This is a genomic window from Lysobacter niastensis, assembly GCF_031457115.1.
GTDB lineage: Bacteria > Pseudomonadota > Gammaproteobacteria > Xanthomonadales > Xanthomonadaceae > Lysobacter_J > Lysobacter_J niastensis_A.
Genome location: NZ_JAVDVY010000002.1, coordinates 707,987 through 725,652, shown reverse-complemented (window position 1 = coordinate 725,652; position 17,666 = coordinate 707,987). Strand labels below are relative to the sequence as shown.

Genomic DNA, 17,666 nt, shown 5'->3' with positions numbered 1-17,666 from the left:
TGGCGGGTGATTACTCACTGCTCTTTGCGAATGCTTGGCACCCCTCCAAGAAGGATCGCGAGGTGCCCCTGCAATCCTCGGGATCGGTGATTCCCTTCCGCTTTGCCCAGTCCCAGCCCGCCTGATGCCCAGAACAATCATCGGTGCATTCGTAGCCTTCAAAAGTGCGGCTGATTGGCTGTCCATCGTGGTAGTAGTCGTCTGATTCGGCTATCTCAGGCTCACCCGACTTCCTGATTGGTGGCGAAATCGCTGCCTCGGTCGCTGGCTTGAACTCAGTTCGCTTCGATTGGAACTTAACCCGACAAGCCTCAATGATTGCCTTAGACGCAGCAGTGCTCTGCCCCCTGCCCAGCTTCGAGAGGACACAGTCTTCATAACTTGCATACTCAACGCGAACCGGCTGATCCGCCTGTGACCCGCATGCAGCTACAACGAGGCAGCATCCCAACTTCAAGGCACGCATGGCATTCCCCTTGACCAGCCCCTTAACCAGCTTACCTGAAGCCCCTAGATCCTTGCCGCGTTGAAGGGAGACGAAGTCCAGGTCGGCGCCAGCGCTGGCCATGGCAACGGGGGAGGGGGCAGCTCCCGCGCGTCGAGCCTTAAGTAGCGGTCTCAATGGTCCTTGCGACGAGTCTCAGTTAAGTTTTATGAACAAATGTATAAAAAATCTTAATAAACAGTATGTTATAGAAATATAGTGTCGTATTTTTGCATTCGAGCTATGTCGTGTTTTTGCATAGCAATTTGTCGTGTTTTTGCATAAGATTGCGTCCGAGTCTTTAGCCGTTGGAGCCAAGTCATGGCCACGACACTGCGAACGAAGGTTGAGCAGCGAATCGCTCGTAAGAAGAGCGACGTATTTCTGCCGAAGGAATTCCGTGATCTCGGGGGCAACGATCAAGTCCTACGGGTCTTGCGCGAACTCACCCGAGAGCGTCGCTTGGTGCGACTGGGATACGGAGTCTACGCACGAGCGAAGATCTCAAAGATTTCAGGCAGAGCAATGCTCGCCAGCCCAAACGGATTCAATGGCGTCGCACGCCAAGCGCTGAATAAATTGGGTGTTAAGTGGGAGCCGACTGATGCGGAACGAGCATATAACGAAGGTCGTTCAACACAAATTCCGGTGAACGCGGTTGTTAACATCAAAGGCCGATTCTCTAGGCAGCTTCGCTATGGCACGAGTGAGCTAGTGCTTGGTCGCTGATCTTGATGCGGAGACCCTTGCCGAAGTCCAAGAGTACTTTGGGCTTCCTGATCCTTCGCTAGTAGAAAAGGACTATTGGGTTGCAAAGGCCCTGGCGGCGATAGTTGGGTTGGAGCTTGAGGGTGTCCAATTGGTATTCAGTGGCGGAACTGCCCTGGGCAGGGCGCACCGCTTAATAAGGAGAATGTCTGAGGACATCGACCTTAAGATCATTTCAGACAAGGTGCTTTCGCGCTCCGAACTGCGCTCCATTCGCGAGCGGGTTACTGAGCGACTGGTCGGGGCCGGCTTCCAGTTTGATCCAAATTCAGAGGAGTTCTTGCTTTCGCGAAACGCGAGCAAGTTCACGCAGTATCGGCTCCCCTATCCCTCCGCTCTCGATGCGTCGAAAGGGCTGCGTGCAGGGATTCAGATTGAGTTGACGGTTTCTGAGCTGAGGCTGCCGGCAGTTGTGCTTCCGGTGAGTTCATTTGTGGCTGAGGCACTTGGGCGTGAACCGGAAGTTGCGGCAATTCCATGCGCCACAATCGCCCAAACGGCGGCCGAAAAATTCGTTGCACTGACTCGACGGATTGGCGAAGAGCGCTCAAGAGGCGACGGTCGGGACGACACGCTCCTGCGGCATGTCTACGATCTGCATGTAATCAGACCGCACTACAACCATCCAGAAGTAAATGCAATGATCCCCAAGATCATGGTGGCAGATGCCATCGCTTTTGGGGGAAGGTATCGCAGCTATGCTGAAGATCCTCATGCGGAGACGCTAAGGGTGATTGCAGCGTTGCGAGAAGACTCTTCATACGGCGAGCGTTTCCGCCAGTTCCACCAGAGCATGGTCTACGGAGAAGTAGTTTCTTTTGACGCTGGTCTCGCCACTCTCGATGAGATGGCGGGAGCCATCGCGACGGTGAACGTAGCCGCCTTTCGCTAGGGGTTTCTTCTAAGCAATGCTCTTTGCCCTCGCCGATGGAGTGAAGCGGCAACCCCTATGCGCGGGTGAGCGCGCCATATGCCCCCACTGCGACTCAGAAGTCGTAGCCGTGCTCCCCTCGCTAAGCGTTTGGCATTGGAGACATAAGGCAAACGATTGCGACCCGTGGAGCGAGCCTGAGGGCGAATGGCACTTTGGTTGGAAAGAGAGGTTCGAGCCCGCTTGGCGGGAGGTGTCCCTTATCGACCACGCAACCAATGAGAAGCATCGCGCTGACATTTTTTGCGAGCAGAGCGGCAGCCCAACCGTAGTCGAATTGCAGCACTCACCTATCGTCGAGGAAGAGCGGTTAGCCAGAGAGCGCTTCTATGCGCGAGGGCGGCGAATGTTCTGGCTGCTGCATCTACACGATGAGCGTAGCTTACGAGGAACGCATTTCGCACTCTCCCTCAACTACGGCCTCCCTGTTGACCATCACGGGCGCACGTTTTACCTCATGCGCTGGGGCGGTAGTAGCACGCGGTTCATCGAGCGATGGAAGCAATCGAAGGTTCACGTATTCTTCGACTTCAGAGGGCAACTGTTTTATTTGGCCACGGCCCACCCCAAGCTCAGCTTTCCCTGGCCTTGGGCGAAGGGATGGTTCGCAGTTTGCCCGCTATCTACGGAGCAGTTCATTTCGGCAGTGTCAGGCCATTAGCCGAGTCATGCTGCTGCCCGTGGGCGGGCTATGCTGGCCTTACCAAATCAGCCAGGGTGGACTACCGTGACTTCCTGGGGTCAAGCCTGACCAGTTGGACCATTTAGCGATCAGCGGCGACGCGTGGACCGCGTGTCTCTCATGCCTCGCTGATGCATTCAACCGTTCTGACAAGACCGCTCCGGCGGGCATTTTTGTGCGTCGTGTATTCGCAGATCACTCACTATGAGTGATCAGGCAGGCGCCCTAGACGTGGCGTCTGACTTCTGAGTAGTGCCGCGCACTGTGTGAGAACAAAAGTAAGCCCGCCGTAGCGGGCTTATAACCGTTAGGTAAGCGGCTTCGCTATTTCTCGGACGTATAGCCGACAACCGTGCAGCCCGTGCCCGGAATCTCAGTGAACTCCGTCCCGCCATTGGCGGTCGGGCAACTATAAATGACGTTGTTCGTTGGGTTAGGGCGCTGCTGTTCAACATAAGACTGCCGTTGGCGAATCTCACCGGCTTGCTGCAGAGCCGTTCTAGACTCCTGCTCCCCTCGCTCATTTCTAGGGCAGCCGCCACCATTGAGGTCCCAGCGTTCCACGTAGTCAGAGCGAAGCGTAAAGGATATGCGACAGGTGGTTGGTGCCCCTGTCATGGCGTCGCTTGTGGCATATCTGTATGTGTAGACCTTTATCTGATCGTTGACCTGCACGATGTCTATGGATGCGGTCGGATATCCCCATACCGAAACCAGTTCGTTTTTGCTGGCCCCTAGCCAGGGGTTCATCACAGTGTCCCCGTAGGATGCGCATGCCGATAGAGCCAAGGGCAACAAGCACGCTGCAAGAGGAGAGTGCATCGATCGAATATTCATCAGTTGCTTCCGTTGAGTGCTAGGCGTTACGGCATTACAAGTCTTCGAACGATTCGTGCCGCCCGAGCACCGCGACCCTGAGCAAAAGAAAGCCGCAAAGGGGGATTGATGCCAAGAACACTGCTGAAGCTATCCAAGAATAGTGGCTAAGTAGCGCGGCCGTGGTGGCCAAAAGCCGACGTACTGAAGATCGCTATTCTTCACTGAACTCTCCGATGAACTAAGCCGAGCCAGCGGCACGGCGTCGGGTTGAATGATTTGTTGGCAGCGCTACTCGGGTAGCGAATACGCGACCTTTGTGCCGGATATCGCAACGAGACCATGCTTCTCCATGAGCTTGAGAAGTGCAGCCAACTCATCTTCTTGGAGCGCCTTTTGGAATAAAGAGCTTATTGTGCTCGAGAGCGTCTTGACCGTCCTGGGCTTGGCTGCACCTCGTTGCTTTAGGTTGGAGACAACAACAGCCAGTTTCTCGGATGGACTCTTGGAGTTCGCCGCTTTGACAATTGGCATATCACTGACCGCGCGAGAGCGGCAGGCGAGAATTTTCTTGGCTCTTAGGTGAGCGATGAGCGGGTCGAACCCGGTGTCTTTGGAGATGATGTGGAAGTACGCGTCTGGGTCCGATGCCGCAAGTTGGCCCATGTAGTAAGCAACGTGAAAGTCGAGTGCGTTTGATCCGTTCCCGGAAATTTTGACGTAGCTCGCATTGGGGCCCAGGCGTTGAAGCGACGCTGCAACATCGAAATTTACCTTGGCCTGACTGGCGCCGACAAAGACGATGACTTTGAAGTGCTCCTTTTCAAGCACGGAGAGGGTATCCGGCTGCACATTCTCGTAATCGATGAGTACGTAGTTCGTCCGCACGATGGCCTCAATATGAGCTGCTAACGCCTGAACTAAGCCGAGCCGCGAAGCGCTCGGCTTGAGGTTTGTGCTTTTACTGAGTCAGGAGTTTCTGCTTCTGTGCGTCATACTCTTCTTGAGTGATCGCTCCTGAATCGAGTAAAGCCTTGAGCTTGGGAAGCTCGGTGTAGATATCGCTTTTTTCGACGGAGGCAGTCTTAGACTCAGGTTGATTACAGCGGAAGTAGATAGTGCCTGTAGCCCCTTGCGCCGGACGCTGCAGCTTGCCGCTATTGTTAATCTGTCCAGGAACAGCTTCGGCGCCATCGCTTCCAAGGAGATAAGCCTCCTGGCCTGTCTTCTCTTGGCAGAACTCTTGTGCTTGCTTGGCCAACTTTGCAACGATCTTGTCAGCGCTACCGAAGATCGTGAAGTTTTGATCTGTGAGCATGTACTGACCTTGTCCCATGGCAGTCGGCTCCTTTGCTTGCGCGCCGGCGGATACAGCCAGAAGAAGTAGTATTGCTGCTGCTCTCATATTCTTCTCCTCCCTAGGAGATTCTATTGGCCTCAGTCGCACCAGACATCGCAGACTTTGTGGGTACGCATGTTGAGCAATTTCCCCGATGCACAAGCTCCGTAAGGACTGCCTTCAAGAAAGATCACGCGATCCCCTTCCTCCATGTTGAAGCAGTAAGTCTTTGCCTCGTACTTCTCGCCGTTGATGATGAACAGTTCATCGTTATGCGAGACCTCAATCTCGTACTCTGTTGCGGCGAAAACCGAAGTTGCGATGGCGAGCAAGACGACGCTCAGACCCAGACGGGTTGCCTTTCTCATGTCCCTACCTTCCCCTAGTTGTGCCTGACACCGGAACTAAATGGCCCCGCAGATGGGCGCTCGCGAGACCCGGGCACCAGGTACAGAGCGCGGATAGCAATGGCCACAGGGCCGCAACGGAAGCGACCCCCTGAAATAGGCTTTCGACATGGTGGCTCTCCCCCCGGAGCAAGGGACAGCATAACGAGGCCCACGCGCCAGCGGCGAACAGGTGGCGCCGGCGGCGGTCTAAACTGGAGCCATATAGATCGCCCACCGGTCCGTTAGATCGCCCACCGGTCCGCAATAGGTGAAACGCGGGGATATTTCTGGGGGTACAAGAGCAATTGCATGGATATGCAAGGTAATTAAATCAATTGCTTATGTCGGCATTGCGGTGCCGACTGCCGACCGGTTTCACAGCATTCCAAGTCATCGCTGTAATCCACCAAAAGCCCCGCATAAAGAATTCCCGCCGGGGGATGCCACCATCGATTTCGCTGTGCGCTAGCAGCGCGAGGGGCGGACGGGGACTTCCTGCTGGGTTCCTGGCGAATGGTGGGGCCCGGGACCGGACGTCCGCTTCTGGCCGGAAGCGGTCACGCTCTCTGCGCGTCATTCAACTGCCTCGCGCCCGCGCCATCACCACGGCATCCCCATACGGCCCGCTGCCCAACTGGCCCTCCCGAAGCCAATCAACAAGCATCTGGAAGTACCCCTCCGCGACCCGCGTCTCCACCCGCTGCCCATCAGCCGCCACGTCGAACTTGATGATCCCGTGGTCCGTCCCCGGGAACTCCACCACGGTGGCGTTCGCCTTCCCTCGCGCCACCGCCATCAACCGCCGCCGTGTCTCCTCCGGTGGGGCTTCGCGGTCGGCGCCGGCGATGATCCACAGCAGCGGTTGCTTCACCGACTGCAGCACGGGCATCGGTTGGTACTCCCATGAGGTGCCTTCGTCGTGCAGCGGGCCGAACAGGCGCAGGGCGATGGGCGGGTAGCGGACGAGGTCGCCGGTGTATTCGCCCTTCATGTCCTTCCACCAGGGCTCGTGGGCGTACTTGGCCTTCACCGCGTCGAGGCGCTCGTAGCCGCCCTTGAAGCGGGCAACCATCACCGCGGCGGTGGCGTCGGTGACTTCGCGCGCCTTGGCCAGCACGTCGGGGCCGCGGCCCGCGGCGATGAGGTCGAGCTGCACCTGGTCGCGGTCTTCGGCGAGTGGGGTATCGGCCAGGCCGTAGGCGACGGCGGCGAAGTCGGCATCGCTCCGGTTCGCGGCCAGCGGGATGATCCAGCCAGCCTGGCTGCCGCCGCTGAAGCCGACGCGGCCGGCGCGCGCGCCGGCCAGGCGGCGCGCTTCCTTCAATGCGGCGACGGCGTCGTCGGCGAGCAAGTGGAAGTCCTGGCTGTACTTGCCCGTGCTGTCGCCGGTGCCGCGCTTGTCGTAGACGAACACGCCGATGCCGTTGGCCGGGAGCAGGCGCTGGAAGTAGTTGAACGTGCGCGCCGAGTACGCCTCCGAGCCGTGCACCAGCACCGCGATCGGCACCGGGCCGTCACCCGGCGGCATCACGAGCTTGCCGGCGAGGGTTTCGCCGTGGCCGCGGAAGCGCGTTTCGGTTGCCGCAAACGACAGGCGCTGGCCGCGGTGGCCTTCGAACGTCATCGCCGATTGCTCGCAGGTGCCCAGTTGCACGTCGGTGGGGTCGGGGCGGTCGCTCCAGCCGACGGTGCCGCTCCACTTGCCGGCCTGGTCCTGCTGCAGCTTGCCGGTGCGGCCGTCCATCGCGCGCCAGCGCAGGCCATCGTCGGTGAGCGGCGCGATATCAACCAGGCGGCCGTCGTCGAGCCGGTAGGCGGCGACGTGGCAGGCCATGCGCGGGTCGACGGGTTTGTTCGTTTCCGGACGCATCCACCAGAAGCCGAGAGCCGCGGCCGCGGCGACGGCGAACAACGAAATGATCAGGACCTTCCGGGATCGGGTTCGCATGTGTCGTTCCTTGGCAGAGCTGACGGCAACGGTAGCGAATGTGTGCGGGGCGACGAGTGCCGATGGTCAGGCATCGGTGCACTTCATTGGACCTCGTCTGCACGCTGGGACCGGGTTCCGTACCACGCGTGCGAGCATGGGGCCAGGTTCAATCGATCGAAGCATCCGGAGGGGCATGACGACGAGCAAGGCGAGGCTGATTGCAGTACTGGGCGTGATCGTCCCGTTACTCGGTGTCGCTTTGCACCTGCATATCGCCGCCTGGGCGCAAGGCGGCTTCAGCGCGTTCGTGCTGGGCCTTCTGGTCTGGTCATCGTTTCCGTATCTGCGCTGCATTACGACTGCACGCTTCGCAGTTCGACCCGCCCACGGGGGGCGGCCTTCGTATCGCCCACCAGCTCGACCGCGGCTTGGAGCTCCTGCTCACCCCGCTCGCGAACCTCGTCATTGCCGCTCCGGCCGGGTTCATCACCACCGCGTTGGCGCTGCGAGTGCGCAAGGCACTTTTGAGGTAAGCCCCGCAGCCTACTGGCAGCGACGAACACGCCATCCGACGATTCGGGCGGTCCAAGTCACGCGAGCGTCCGCACCCTGGGTTCACGATCCCATTGCCTCTTCGCGGCGGCCTTCAGGAATGCAACGGTGTCGGAGGCGGCCACGACGCCGTCATCCTTCTCAACCCCCGCCATCTCTGTCACCGCCTGCGCTCCGTCATCGGCGGCGATCGCCTTGAGATGCCCGAAGGCATCGCGGACGAAGTCGATGGCGGCCGCTTCCTTGGCCAGGCGCGCACCGCCGGCGGCCGACAGCACCAGGGCTACGGCATCGAAGACGATCGAAGGCGTACCGGCGAGCTGACCGTCGGCGGGTAGGCGTTTACCATCGCTCAACGTCGCGCCGCCCAGCTTTAGCGCCACGATCTTGACGGTTGCGCCGGCACCTTCGATGGCCTTGCGCAAAGCCCGCACCGTGCCGGCGTCGGAACCGTCGTGCACGAGGATGCCCACGGCGCGGCCTTCCAGCGTGGCTTTCATCTTGCCGATGATCTGCAGGGCCGGCGAAGGCGACATGTCTTGCGGCTTCACCGCGGCAGGAGGAGCGGGGGGCATCCCCTCCATGCCGAGGCCATCGGCCACGCGTTTGGCCAGGTCGGCATCGATGTGCCGCAAGTGCCCCACCATCGCTTCCCGCACGTGCGCGGTTTCGACTTTGGATAGCTCAAACACCAGGGCCGAGGCGAGATGGGCCTGCTCGGGCGCGCTCTGGCTCCGATAGAACAGGCGCGGCTGCGTGTAGTGATCGGCAAAACTCTCGGCCCGGATGCGTCCCTTCGTTCCTTCCTCGGCCGGCTCCGCGGTACTGCCGAAGCCGCGGGCGGTTTCGCGCGGTGAGTCCTGCTGCAGGCTGCTGGGATCGTAGTTGACGCGTCCGCGCGGGATCTGCATCTGCATGTGGCCGTCGCGCTGCAGGTTGGCGAACGGACATTTGGGCGCGTTGACCGGTATCTGATGAAAGTTCGGTCCACCCAGGCGGATCAGCTGCGTATCCAGGTATGAAAACAGCCGGCCCTGCAAAAGCGGATCGTTGCTGAAATCGATGCCGGGTACGATGTTGGCGGGACAGTAAGCGACCTGCTCGGTCTCTGCGAAGAAGTTGTCCGGCCAGCGATCCAGCACCATGCGTCCAATGACCGTCAGCGGCACCATCTCTTCGGGAATGAGCTTGGTGGCATCCAGGTGATCGAACGGCAGCGCGTCGGCTTGTTCCTGTGTGAACAATTGCACCGCCAGATCCCATTCCGGAAAAGCGCCGCTCTGGATCGCATTGAACAAGTCGCGCCTGTGGAAGTCGGGATCGGCGCCGGCCAGTTTCACCGCCTCGTCCCAGAGCGTCGACTGAAGCCCGAGACGCGGACGCCAATGAAACTTCACGAAAGTGCTGTGGCCACGGTCGTTGATCAGGCGGAAGCTGTGGACCCCAAAACCTTCGATCATGCGCAGCGAACGTGGAAGCGTCCGGTCCGACATCGCCCACATGATCATGTGCAGCGCTTCGGGTGTCAGCGATATGAAATCCCAGAAGGTATCGTGCGCACTGGCCGACTGGGGGAAGCCCCGGTCCGGCTCCATCTTCACCGAGTGGACGACATCGGGAAACTTGATGGCATCCTGGATGAAGAAGACGGGGATGTTGTTGCCCACGAGGTCCCAGTTTCCATCCTGGGTATAGAACTTCACCGCAAAACCACGAACGTCACGCGGAGTGTCGACCGAACCGGCACCGCCGGCCACCGTCGAGAACCGGCAGAAGACAGGCGTGCGCTCGCCGACTTCAGACAGCACGCGGGCCGTCGTGTACTTCTTGAGCGACTTGGTAAGTTCGAAATAGCCGTGCGCCGCCGAGCCGCGCGCGTGAACGATCCTTTCGGGAATCCGCTCATGATCGAAGTGGGTGATCTTCTCGCGAAGGATGAAGTCTTCGAGCAAGGTCGGCCCGCGTGGCGTGGCGCGAAGGGAGTTCTGATTGTCTGCGACCGGGATTCCTTGCTGGGTCGTCAACGGCGGATGCGTGCCGCCGGACTGCTGATGCAGCTCGTCAGCTGCGCCGCGCAGATCCTTCGATGCGGAGCGCACCGGAGTACGCGTTGACTTGGAGGGAGCGCTCTTGGACTTCCTGGTAGCCATGCATCGACTCCATAACCACTTTTGGCGAGGGACGCATGCTGCGCCAGAGCCGGTGAAAGTTTCGTCTCATTACGCGAAAGAATCAGTACAGCCCGGGCGACGCCAGCGATCCGGCCGGAAGCGGACGGTTGCACCGGCCGCGGCTGCGACTGTCGAGGGCAGCACGAGGCGGGGGCGTAGCATGGCCCCACGGTCCCCCAAGGAGAGTGCCATGCACGGCAAGTGTCCGAAGTGTGAACAGCCGGTACTCACGGCAAAGATCAGCATCATCCAGGCAAGCGTCCCAATGGGAAAGCAATGGAAGACCATCGCGTTCTGTTGCGAGTCGTGCCTGACAGTCTTGGGAGTGCAGATCGATCCGATCGCGATCCGTACTGACCTGATCAGCGCCCTGAAGCAGTGAGTCCAGGTGTACTCGGTCGTCCGATGGGTATCGACACAAATATCCCTGTTTAGATCGGTGCGGCCTTCTTTCCTCTGCACCGCACACACAGGATGTACGACTGAATCGTTAAGGCGATTAGCGCCCCGTGCACATCGCCACGGCGTGCGAATAACCCTGCAAAGCCTACCCTGACCGTCGCTCTTGGCAGCAGTGGTAGGTCCTCATCAAGAGTCCAATGTGGAATGCCTGGCGACGAGGGTCATCCCGCAGCCGCCCGAACCAGGCAACTGACTAGGCCGAAAAGCCGGAGCGTGCGCTGTACTCGGATCGCGCTGAAAACCGATAGATGCAAGCAAGGCCGAACGCCTTAGACGTTGTTCGCGCATAACCCGACAGGGCGAACTGTCATCACGAAGCAACGACGAGTTGCTTGCGTAAGCGTTCGATTTCTCAAATCACAGAAACGGGGCTGCGAGCATGGCAAAGCGCGGCAATGTCGATATGACTCCGGCGATCGCAGTCGGGAGTGGTTACACGGGACTGGGCACGCTGCGCTCGTTGGCGGAAGCCGGTATTCCGGCGTACTCCGCATGCCCATCCGATGACGTCTCGACGCGGTCGCGCTGGTACCGACCGACGCCGGGCCCGGTACCGTGGAACGGGTCGATAGGCCATGAGGCGCTGCGAATCCTGGAGGACATGCCGCTGGCGAAGGCCGTCCTGATTCCCGGGGCGGACGATGCAGCACTGTGGCTGTCGCAGATTCCGAACAGTGCCCTATCCGAACGCTACAAGGTGTCATCCAGCAGCCGCGAGTCACTGCAGATACTGCAGGACAAGGCGCGATTTGGCGAGTTCCTGGCACAGACCGGCATTCCGCATCCGCGCACTTTCACCATAAAGTCGTTCGACGATATCGCCGCGATCCCGTTCGCCGAACTCGGCCGGGTCTTCATCAAGCCAGCCAACTCGCAATCGTTTAGCCGCGTCGTCGGGGAGAAAGGCGTTTGGGCGAAGGATCGGTCGAAGTTCATGGAGGCTTGGCACCAACTGGATGAGAAAGGGTTCAAGCTGATTGCGCAGGAATACGTGCCCGGCAGCGGGGCCGATCATTACCTGATCGATGGCTTCCGCGACGGGGATGGCGCGTTGCCGGGCCTGTTTGCCCGTCGTCGCGAGCGGCTATACCCGCCCGATTTCGGCAACACCACCTACTCCTGGAGCATTCCACTGTCCGAAGTGGGAAGCGCGCTGGAAAGCCTGACCATGCTCCTTGAAAAGCTGCAGTACCGGGGCATCTTCAGCGCGGAATTCAAGCGCGACGCCAGGGACGGGGAGTTCCGGCTGCTCGAGGTCAACACGCGGGCATGGTGGTACGTGGAATTCGCCACGCGTTGCGGCGTCAATGTCTGCAAGATGGCCTACGAGGACTCGCTCGGCCTGCCGGTCGCACCGGCGTCCCGCAATTACCCGGTGGGCAAGAGTTGCGCGAACCTGGTGTCGGATATCAAGTCGGTGCTTGCGCAGGATCCGGCTGCCCGCAGTCCGCTGCTGACGACCCTGGGCCAATGGACCCGCTGCTACTACCACGTCTTCCGCATTGACGATCCAGGGCCGGGGCTGCTGACGTCGTGGAGGCTGCTGCGTCGGCGGCTCGCCTGAATGATGCGTCACCCGAACTGGCTGCCGGCGCCGTTGGCCTGGCGGACGGCTGCCTCCGACCCAAAGCGGACTATAAGTCCGCAGTGGGAAGTGGCTTCTTGAACCCTAGCGGACGGCGTTCCGGGGCCGGTCGATCAAGTCCAACTTTCCGCCTGCGAGTGCTGGTGCCGTCTCAGCGACGACGTCGTGCGGGAATCCGAGCTTGATGGCGCTCACCTGATCGAGGTGTTGGATCTGCTCCATCGTCAGCTTCACGTCGTGCGAAGCGAGGTTGTCGACGAGTTGTTCGTGCGTCCGCGGCCCGATGATTGGCAGGATGCCCTTGGCGAGCACCCAGGCGTTCGCCACCTGTCCGGGCGATACACCGATCTCGTCGGCGATGGCGAGGACCGCATCGACCGTCGCGGTCTTGCGTGAGTCACTCTCGCCGTGAATGACTACGCCCAAGCCTTGCGCTCGGCCAGTCTCGCCGCGGCGATACTTCCCGGTCAGCAAGCCGCCACCCAGTGGCGACCAGGCCACGGCGCCGAGTTGAAGCCTGCCGACATAGACAGTAGTTCCCGCTCGGCCGAAACGTTCGACCAGGCTGTACTCCACCTGCACTGCTGCGACCGGCGACCAGCCGCGAACTTCGGCTAGCGTGGCTGCGGCAGCGACGCGCCATGCTGGGAAGTCGGAAAGTCCGGCGTAGAGGATTTTGCCACTGCGCACCAGATCGTCGAGCGCGCGGGCGATCTCATCGATCGGCGTCACGCCGTCGGGCATATGGACCCAGAGCAGGTCGACACGATCAGTGTTGAGGCGCTTCAAGCTGGCTTCCACCGAGCGCAGCATCGGAAGATCGGGACCCTCGGCTTCGCTGTTTATAGCGGCGAGGCGTTTCGTGGAGTCGATCGCAAAGAATGGAAGACGCTGCTGTGGCTGGCGTTTCCGCGTGAGTTCGCCTGGCTGGCCGAAATGAAATGGCTCGAGCAGATGCGGCCGGAGCGCGTGATCCGCTCATTTGCGAAACATTGATCTTGGCATTCTGGGCGCCGAAGCATCACCTTCGTTTCGGACTGTTTTTGGATATGAAGACCTCTCCGAGGTGTGCCAGCACGAGTGCAAGCCCTTCTTCGCTGTCCATGGCACAGTCATAGGCGCGCTCGTTATTGAGCTTTCCGTCACGGCGCCACACCTCGGCGTCACGGCCATAGGCCAAGTCCGAAGCGGCCACCAACGTCCGATTTCGTGGGCGGTAAGGAAGGCCGGGAGGAAATCCTCGGAGCCTTGGAGGATTGCCTGGGAAGGCGTCCCCGGGACGTGCTCGCCGCTGGCCAGCCGCGGAGCCACGGCCAGCAGCAGATGGGCCGTGTCGGTGGCCAAGTTGACGCGCTCCTTCGTCGTGCGGCCAGTGTCGACGCCAAGAAGCGTGGCGGCCCGGCACTGGCAAGCCGAATACAGGTCGCTCGGGGGCATGCCCTGGAAGCGGTTGGTAGCATCGCGGCTCGGCATGGTGCCCACCTTAGGCGCCCGATTTCGCCCCGGTTGAGAATGATCTCTTCCCGAAGGGAACACATAAAAAACCGCCAGCCGGGCGGCGACCTGGCTGGCGGTCGATGGTGGTTCCCCCACCGTCTACTTCAGGAGCTATTCCGCGCGCCGGAGTGGGCCGCCGAGTGCGCCTTTCTACCCAAGGCGGGCGAATCCTACGCGCACCCCGGGAAGCCCGGATGACGTCCGGGACGGCGCCCGTCGACGCGGGCGTAACGATCGCAGGGGTTCACAACGAGTTGAGGCAGTTGCTGCTAGAAGGCGCAGGATGTTCGCGAGTAAATCTCAGCGCGTGCGAAAAACGATCGGCATCACCCTAGCCGGCGACCTCGAAGCATTGGACGGCACGATTCGGGCGATTCTCAACACCGTCCCGCCTTGCGATGCCTGGCTTTACTTGCAACCGCACACGGACCGCGTTTTGGAGCGGGCGGGCGGCTTGTGGCCCCTGGCCGAAGAAGAGATTGCGGAAATGCTGGCGAAGCATGGAGTCACCCGATCGGGGTAAGTCGCGTGCTTTATGCGTCCGCGCAAGCATCTTGTCGTCGGCCGCACGCATGCCGGGCATTGCAGTGGCTGCGGCCCGATGCGTCCGCACAGATCGCTATGCAGCGGCTTCGGTTGCTGACCGGCGGACCGCCTGGCCGCCGTTAGGGCAGATACCACCAGCGGTGCAGCAGCCGTGCTCGACTCAGTGATCAGCCTGTTGGATGAAGCCGCATTGCTCGTCAAGTCGCGAGGGCTTGGCGCTCCCCCTGATCGATTGTATGAAGCGTTCAAGCTAGTGCACTCAAGCCAGATTGATAGATTGGAGATGGTGGGTCGGGCCATCTCCGATGGCGAGTCGATGAAGGAAGTATTGCGCCGGCTGAGCCATCGTCGTGTCGAAGAAGACACCGAACGTACGGCGCTCCTCGGCGCTGTTCGATCAGCCCTGGATAACAAAGAGTTGTCCGCAATGCATGCTTTTTTTTGGGGTCTTCAAAGTTATTTTGAGCTATTGCCTCTTACCGGCAGCGGCCCTGCGGCCGAGGTAATGGAGCACGCGATCGCGCGTGCCGTCAGGGAGCCAGAATCCCTTCGCGCGCGAGGGGAGATGGCCCATGCTGCCGTTCTGAATCTGCGCGCGGTGCGGCGAGCAGCTCGGCTGATCGCCAACGAATATGCGTCCATCCACTACGTGGGATTAGTGCGGCGACGATCCATCGGCTAGAACGGAAAAGTGCACTCTGACCCCGGTTTCCGAGGCGGGCAGATAAAAAGCGGCCGTGCACGCCTACCACTGTCCTAAAGCGCCGTCGCGCGCCGTTGTTCTGTTCCAGACGTCTGGCGCGCCGCGCTTAGCGAGGAATCCATCATGCATCGGCACGGCGACGCTGGCATTGGGTGCGCGACGTCCGCGCCGCCCGAGGTCAATGCGGATGCCCAGCTGGATGCGATGGTGCAGCGTGCCCAGCCCTACAAGGCCGACGCGGCGAAGGCCCCGGACAGCCCGTCCCCGGAGCGCAAGGCCGAATTGCAGCAACTGGCCAGCGACGCCCGCGCGCGGCAGGCGGGGACCGGGCGGAACGACATCCGGGTGACAGACAAGCGAGTGACGACGGCCCGGCGCGCGGACGACGGCGGTGGCGACACGGGGAATTCGCGGATTGCCCCTTCTACAGGCTCTCCGGCGACTCGATCTGCTTCCTCAAGAAGTCCGAATGCCCGACCGACGAGGGAGACGAAGGCGACCTGACCTTCGGGACGATCTGCATCTACAGCTGCATCTCGATGTCGAGCGAATAGGCGGGCAAAAACAAGGGGCAGAGTGCCTCGACGGTTTCCAGTCCGATTTCTTAAATCGGTGTGTCCACGGGCGCCGGCTCGCCGGCCCCATCCAAGGGATTCATTCAATGAAGAAGACCATCAAAGCCGGGGCCTGCTCGGCGGCAATAGTTCTTGCGCTGTTTGCCGGGGTAGCCGTCGCCGATGAACCTGTGGCAGGCGATAAACCTGCAGTAGCCGATGAACCTGCGACAGTCTCTGATTCGCAAAGCGGCCTTCGCGCCCACATCGATCCCACGACCGGCAAGTTGCGCGAGGCCACGGCCGCGGAGCGGGCAGCGGAAGCGCGCGCAGCCGCGGCAGAGCGTAAAGCACACCCCAAGCGCATGCCCAAGGTCATCAAGCGGGCCGATGGAATCCTGCAGGCGGTGGATACGGACGGCTACTTTGCCGAGGACGTGGTCGCAACGATCGGCCCGGACGGCAAGTTGATTATCAGCTATGAAAACGAGGGACAGCCAACCACCCACGCCGCTCCCGCCGTCTCGCTGGAGGAGAAATGATATGCGCGCCTCGACCCGCAACTCCCTTTCAGTGCTGGCCCTCGGTATTGCCTGCGCGCTGCTGCCGCTCGCGGCTTCAGCCGACGCAACCATCGTGATCAATAACACTAACGCGCCAGGTGTCGGCTTCAATGACCCCACGCCCGCCGCGCCGGTGGGCGGAAATACCGGAACCACGCTTGGGCAGCAGCGCCTGATCGCTTTCTCGCATGCCGCGAATATTTGGGGCTCGACGTTGGACAGCGCCGTGCCCATCACGATCAACGCCCGCTTTACCCCGCTGACTTGCACCGCCACCGGCGCCGTCCTCGGCAGCGCCGGCGCCACTTCCGTATATGGCCAAGCTCCGGGCATGCCCTTTCAGGATAGCTGGTACGGCTCGGCGCTAGCCAATCGCCTCTACGGAGCTGATCTGGATCCCACCATTGCCGATATCAACGCCAACTTCAATTCCAATCTGGGCAACGTGGGCTGCCTGACCGGTACTTTCTTTTACCTGGGCCTGGACGGAAACCACGGGGCGAACATCGACTTCGTTGTCACCCTCCTGCATGAAATGGGCCACGGCCTCGGCTTCCAGACCTTTACCAACGGTTCGACGGGCGTTCCATTTGCCGGAGTCCTCAGCGCGGCCGACCATTTCCTGCTCGATAACAGCACGGCCAAGACCTGGTACCAGATGACCAATGCCGAACGGGTCGCCTCGGCCGTCGGCGTTAACAAACTGGTCTGGAACGGGACCCACGTCACGGCATCCGTGCCCGAAGTGCTCAGCGGCACGCCGCGGTTGCTCGTCAACAGCCCTGCCGCCATTGCCGGGACTTACGCCGTGGGAACCGCTGACTTTGGGCCGGCCCTGAGTGCGTCCGGCCTGGCGGGAGATGTCGTACTGGGCGTGGATTCGGGCGGCGGGGGATTGACCGACGGCTGCGCGCCGATCAGCAATGTCGTGGCCGGCAAGATCGCCCTGGTCGATCGCGGCGTCTGCACTTTCACGATCAAGGTGAAGAACGCCCAGAACGCTGGCGCCATCGGTGTCCTTGTCGCTGACAACGTTGCCGCCCCGGTGACCGGATTGGGTGGCGCCGATGCAACCATCACCATCCCCTCCGTACGCATTTCCCTGGCTTCGGGTAACGTGATCAAGGCGGCATTGGCGGGCAACACGGTCAACGCCACGCTGGGCGTGGACACAAACGTCCGTGCCGGCGCCGACGCACAAGACCGCGCACTGATGTATACGCCCGCGATCTTTGCAGGAGGATCGAGCGTGTCGCATTGGGATACCACTGCGACCCGGAACCAGCTGATGGAACCGTCGATCAGCGCCGACCTGACCCACAGCGTGGACGTACCGCAAGACCTGACCCTGGCCCAGATGCGTGACATGGGCTGGTACCCGGACGGCGACCTGGACGGCGTGCCAGATGACGAAGGGGACGCTTGCCCCGACACGAGGATCCGCGGCGGCAACGTGGTGATCGACAGCTGCAACTCGGGCGTGGCCAATGCTCTGTTCCCGAATGGCTGTTCGATCATGGATGAAGTGGCGAAGTGCGAAGCGGCGGCGGTGACCCATGAGGGCTTTACCGCGTGCGTAACCCAGTACACCAGCACGTTGCGCAAGGGCTTGATCAGCAACAAGGACAAGGCCAGCATCCAGCGCTGCGCCGCCAAGGCAGCCATTCCCTGAAAATCGCTGCATAGCAACAGCA

18 protein-coding genes are annotated in these 17,666 nt (G+C 61.0%); 11 read left to right on the top strand and 7 right to left on the bottom strand.

Going from position 1 to position 17,666, the window contains the following annotated elements; genetic code table 11:
- Positions 1 to 805 precede the first annotated feature (805 nt).
- From J2X06_RS12565 to J2X06_RS12555, 3 genes are read left to right on the top strand one after another with little or no spacing between them, the layout of a single operon-like run.
- On the top strand, positions 806 to 1,213 hold the full coding sequence (locus J2X06_RS12565) for a DUF6088 family protein (RefSeq protein WP_310062924.1): 408 nt from the start codon (positions 806 to 808) through the stop codon (positions 1,211 to 1,213).
- Complete coding sequence (locus tag J2X06_RS12560) at positions 1,203 to 2,144, top strand: nucleotidyl transferase AbiEii/AbiGii toxin family protein (RefSeq protein ID WP_310062922.1); 942 nt, start codon at positions 1,203 to 1,205, stop codon at positions 2,142 to 2,144. The genes J2X06_RS12565 and J2X06_RS12560 overlap by 11 nt, the downstream gene beginning before the upstream one ends.
- 16 nt (positions 2,145 to 2,160) lie before the next feature.
- Positions 2,161 to 2,844 (top strand): competence protein CoiA, encoded by a 684-nt coding sequence (locus tag J2X06_RS12555; RefSeq protein ID WP_310062921.1) that lies wholly within the window; start codon positions 2,161 to 2,163, stop codon positions 2,842 to 2,844.
- Between the two features lie 345 nt (positions 2,845 to 3,189).
- Here J2X06_RS12555 and J2X06_RS12550 read toward each other — a convergent pair whose 3' ends face one another.
- The 6 genes from J2X06_RS12550 to J2X06_RS12525 form a co-directional block, all read right to left on the bottom strand.
- Positions 3,190 to 3,615 carry a hypothetical protein gene (locus tag J2X06_RS12550; protein ID WP_310062919.1) on the bottom strand — a complete coding sequence of 142 codons (426 nt, stop codon included), beginning with the start codon at positions 3,613 to 3,615 and terminating at the stop codon, positions 3,190 to 3,192.
- Between the two features lie 357 nt (positions 3,616 to 3,972).
- Complete coding sequence (locus J2X06_RS12545; RefSeq protein WP_310062917.1) at positions 3,973 to 4,569, bottom strand: PIN domain-containing protein; 597 nt, start codon at positions 4,567 to 4,569, stop codon at positions 3,973 to 3,975.
- A gap of 73 nt (positions 4,570 to 4,642) precedes the next feature.
- Positions 4,643 to 5,086, bottom strand: a complete 444-nt coding sequence (locus J2X06_RS12540) for an SHOCT domain-containing protein (protein ID WP_310062915.1) — start codon at positions 5,084 to 5,086, stop codon at positions 4,643 to 4,645.
- 32 nt (positions 5,087 to 5,118) lie between these two features.
- Positions 5,119 to 5,388 carry a hypothetical protein gene (locus J2X06_RS12535; protein WP_310062914.1) on the bottom strand — a complete coding sequence of 90 codons (270 nt, stop codon included), beginning with the start codon at positions 5,386 to 5,388 and terminating at the stop codon, positions 5,119 to 5,121.
- Positions 5,389 to 5,986: 598 nt separating this feature from the next.
- Positions 5,987 to 7,357: an alpha/beta hydrolase family protein gene (locus J2X06_RS12530; RefSeq protein WP_310062913.1), complete on the bottom strand. Its 1,371-nt coding sequence runs from the start codon at positions 7,355 to 7,357 to the stop codon at positions 5,987 to 5,989.
- Between the two features lie 572 nt (positions 7,358 to 7,929).
- Positions 7,930 to 10,041 carry a catalase gene (locus tag J2X06_RS12525; protein ID WP_310062912.1) on the bottom strand — a complete coding sequence of 704 codons (2,112 nt, stop codon included), beginning with the start codon at positions 10,039 to 10,041 and terminating at the stop codon, positions 7,930 to 7,932.
- A gap of 211 nt (positions 10,042 to 10,252) precedes the next feature.
- On the opposite strand from J2X06_RS12525, the gene J2X06_RS12520 reads away from it, so the two are divergent.
- On the top strand, positions 10,253 to 10,444 hold the full coding sequence (locus tag J2X06_RS12520; RefSeq protein ID WP_310062910.1) for a hypothetical protein: 192 nt from the start codon (positions 10,253 to 10,255) through the stop codon (positions 10,442 to 10,444).
- 459 nt (positions 10,445 to 10,903) lie between these two features.
- Entirely contained in the window at positions 10,904 to 12,088 is a 1,185-nt protein-coding gene (locus J2X06_RS12515) for a hypothetical protein (RefSeq protein WP_310062908.1), read from the top strand.
- Between the two features lie 105 nt (positions 12,089 to 12,193).
- On the opposite strand, the gene J2X06_RS12510 is transcribed toward J2X06_RS12515, so the two are convergent.
- Positions 12,194 to 12,922 carry an aldo/keto reductase gene (locus tag J2X06_RS12510; protein ID WP_310062907.1) on the bottom strand — a complete coding sequence of 243 codons (729 nt, stop codon included), beginning with the start codon at positions 12,920 to 12,922 and terminating at the stop codon, positions 12,194 to 12,196.
- On the opposite strand from J2X06_RS12510, the gene J2X06_RS12505 reads away from it, so the two are divergent.
- From J2X06_RS12505 to J2X06_RS12480, 6 genes are all read left to right on the top strand, one after another.
- Entirely contained in the window at positions 12,854 to 13,105 is a 252-nt protein-coding gene (locus tag J2X06_RS12505) for a hypothetical protein (protein ID WP_310063665.1), read from the top strand. The two genes, J2X06_RS12510 and J2X06_RS12505, sit on opposite strands and share 69 nt — an antisense overlap.
- Positions 13,106 to 13,889: 784 nt before the next feature.
- A complete protein-coding gene (locus tag J2X06_RS12500) occupies positions 13,890 to 14,129 on the top strand; it encodes a hypothetical protein (RefSeq protein ID WP_310062905.1) in 240 nt (79 codons plus the stop codon).
- Positions 14,130 to 14,303: 174 nt separating this feature from the next.
- Entirely contained in the window at positions 14,304 to 14,834 is a 531-nt protein-coding gene (locus J2X06_RS12495) for a hypothetical protein (protein ID WP_310062903.1), read from the top strand.
- 144 nt (positions 14,835 to 14,978) lie between these two features.
- A complete protein-coding gene (locus J2X06_RS12490) occupies positions 14,979 to 15,359 on the top strand; it encodes a hypothetical protein (protein WP_310062901.1) in 381 nt (126 codons plus the stop codon).
- 157 nt (positions 15,360 to 15,516) lie between these two features.
- On the top strand, positions 15,517 to 15,951 hold the full coding sequence (locus J2X06_RS12485) for a post-PEP-CTERM-1 domain-containing protein (protein WP_310062899.1): 435 nt from the start codon (positions 15,517 to 15,519) through the stop codon (positions 15,949 to 15,951).
- 1 nt (position 15,952) lies between these two features.
- Positions 15,953 to 17,644, top strand: coding sequence for a PA domain-containing protein (locus J2X06_RS12480; protein WP_310062898.1), 1,692 nt, complete (start codon positions 15,953 to 15,955; stop codon positions 17,642 to 17,644).
- Positions 17,645 to 17,666: the final 22 nt, after the last annotated feature.

Excerpts from the sequence above, each read along its gene's own strand:
- J2X06_RS12510 (WP_310062907.1), bottom strand. The coding sequence starts at position 12,922 with ATGCTGCGCTCGGTGGAAGCCAGCTTGAAGCGCCTCAACACTGATCGT.
- J2X06_RS12500 (WP_310062905.1), top strand. The coding sequence starts at position 13,890 with ATGTTCGCGAGTAAATCTCAGCGCGTGCGAAAAACGATCGGCATCACC.
- J2X06_RS12550 (WP_310062919.1), bottom strand. The coding sequence starts at position 3,615 with ATGAACCCCTGGCTAGGGGCCAGCAAAAACGAACTGGTTTCGGTATGG.
- J2X06_RS12485 (WP_310062899.1), top strand. The coding sequence starts at position 15,517 with ATGAAGAAGACCATCAAAGCCGGGGCCTGCTCGGCGGCAATAGTTCTT.
- J2X06_RS12480 (WP_310062898.1), top strand. The coding sequence starts at position 15,953 with ATGCGCGCCTCGACCCGCAACTCCCTTTCAGTGCTGGCCCTCGGTATT.
- J2X06_RS12505 (WP_310063665.1), top strand. The coding sequence starts at position 12,854 with ATGGACCCAGAGCAGGTCGACACGATCAGTGTTGAGGCGCTTCAAGCT.
- J2X06_RS12520 (WP_310062910.1), top strand. The coding sequence starts at position 10,253 with ATGCACGGCAAGTGTCCGAAGTGTGAACAGCCGGTACTCACGGCAAAG.
- J2X06_RS12530 (WP_310062913.1), bottom strand. The coding sequence starts at position 7,357 with ATGCGAACCCGATCCCGGAAGGTCCTGATCATTTCGTTGTTCGCCGTC.
- J2X06_RS12515 (WP_310062908.1), top strand. The coding sequence starts at position 10,904 with ATGGCAAAGCGCGGCAATGTCGATATGACTCCGGCGATCGCAGTCGGG.
- J2X06_RS12490 (WP_310062901.1), top strand. The coding sequence starts at position 14,979 with ATGCATCGGCACGGCGACGCTGGCATTGGGTGCGCGACGTCCGCGCCG.
- J2X06_RS12525 (WP_310062912.1), bottom strand. The coding sequence starts at position 10,041 with ATGGCTACCAGGAAGTCCAAGAGCGCTCCCTCCAAGTCAACGCGTACT.
- J2X06_RS12535 (WP_310062914.1), bottom strand. The coding sequence starts at position 5,388 with ATGAGAAAGGCAACCCGTCTGGGTCTGAGCGTCGTCTTGCTCGCCATC.
- J2X06_RS12555 (WP_310062921.1), top strand. The coding sequence starts at position 2,161 with ATGCTCTTTGCCCTCGCCGATGGAGTGAAGCGGCAACCCCTATGCGCG.
- J2X06_RS12540 (WP_310062915.1), bottom strand. The coding sequence starts at position 5,086 with ATGAGAGCAGCAGCAATACTACTTCTTCTGGCTGTATCCGCCGGCGCG.
- J2X06_RS12565 (WP_310062924.1), top strand. The coding sequence starts at position 806 with ATGGCCACGACACTGCGAACGAAGGTTGAGCAGCGAATCGCTCGTAAG.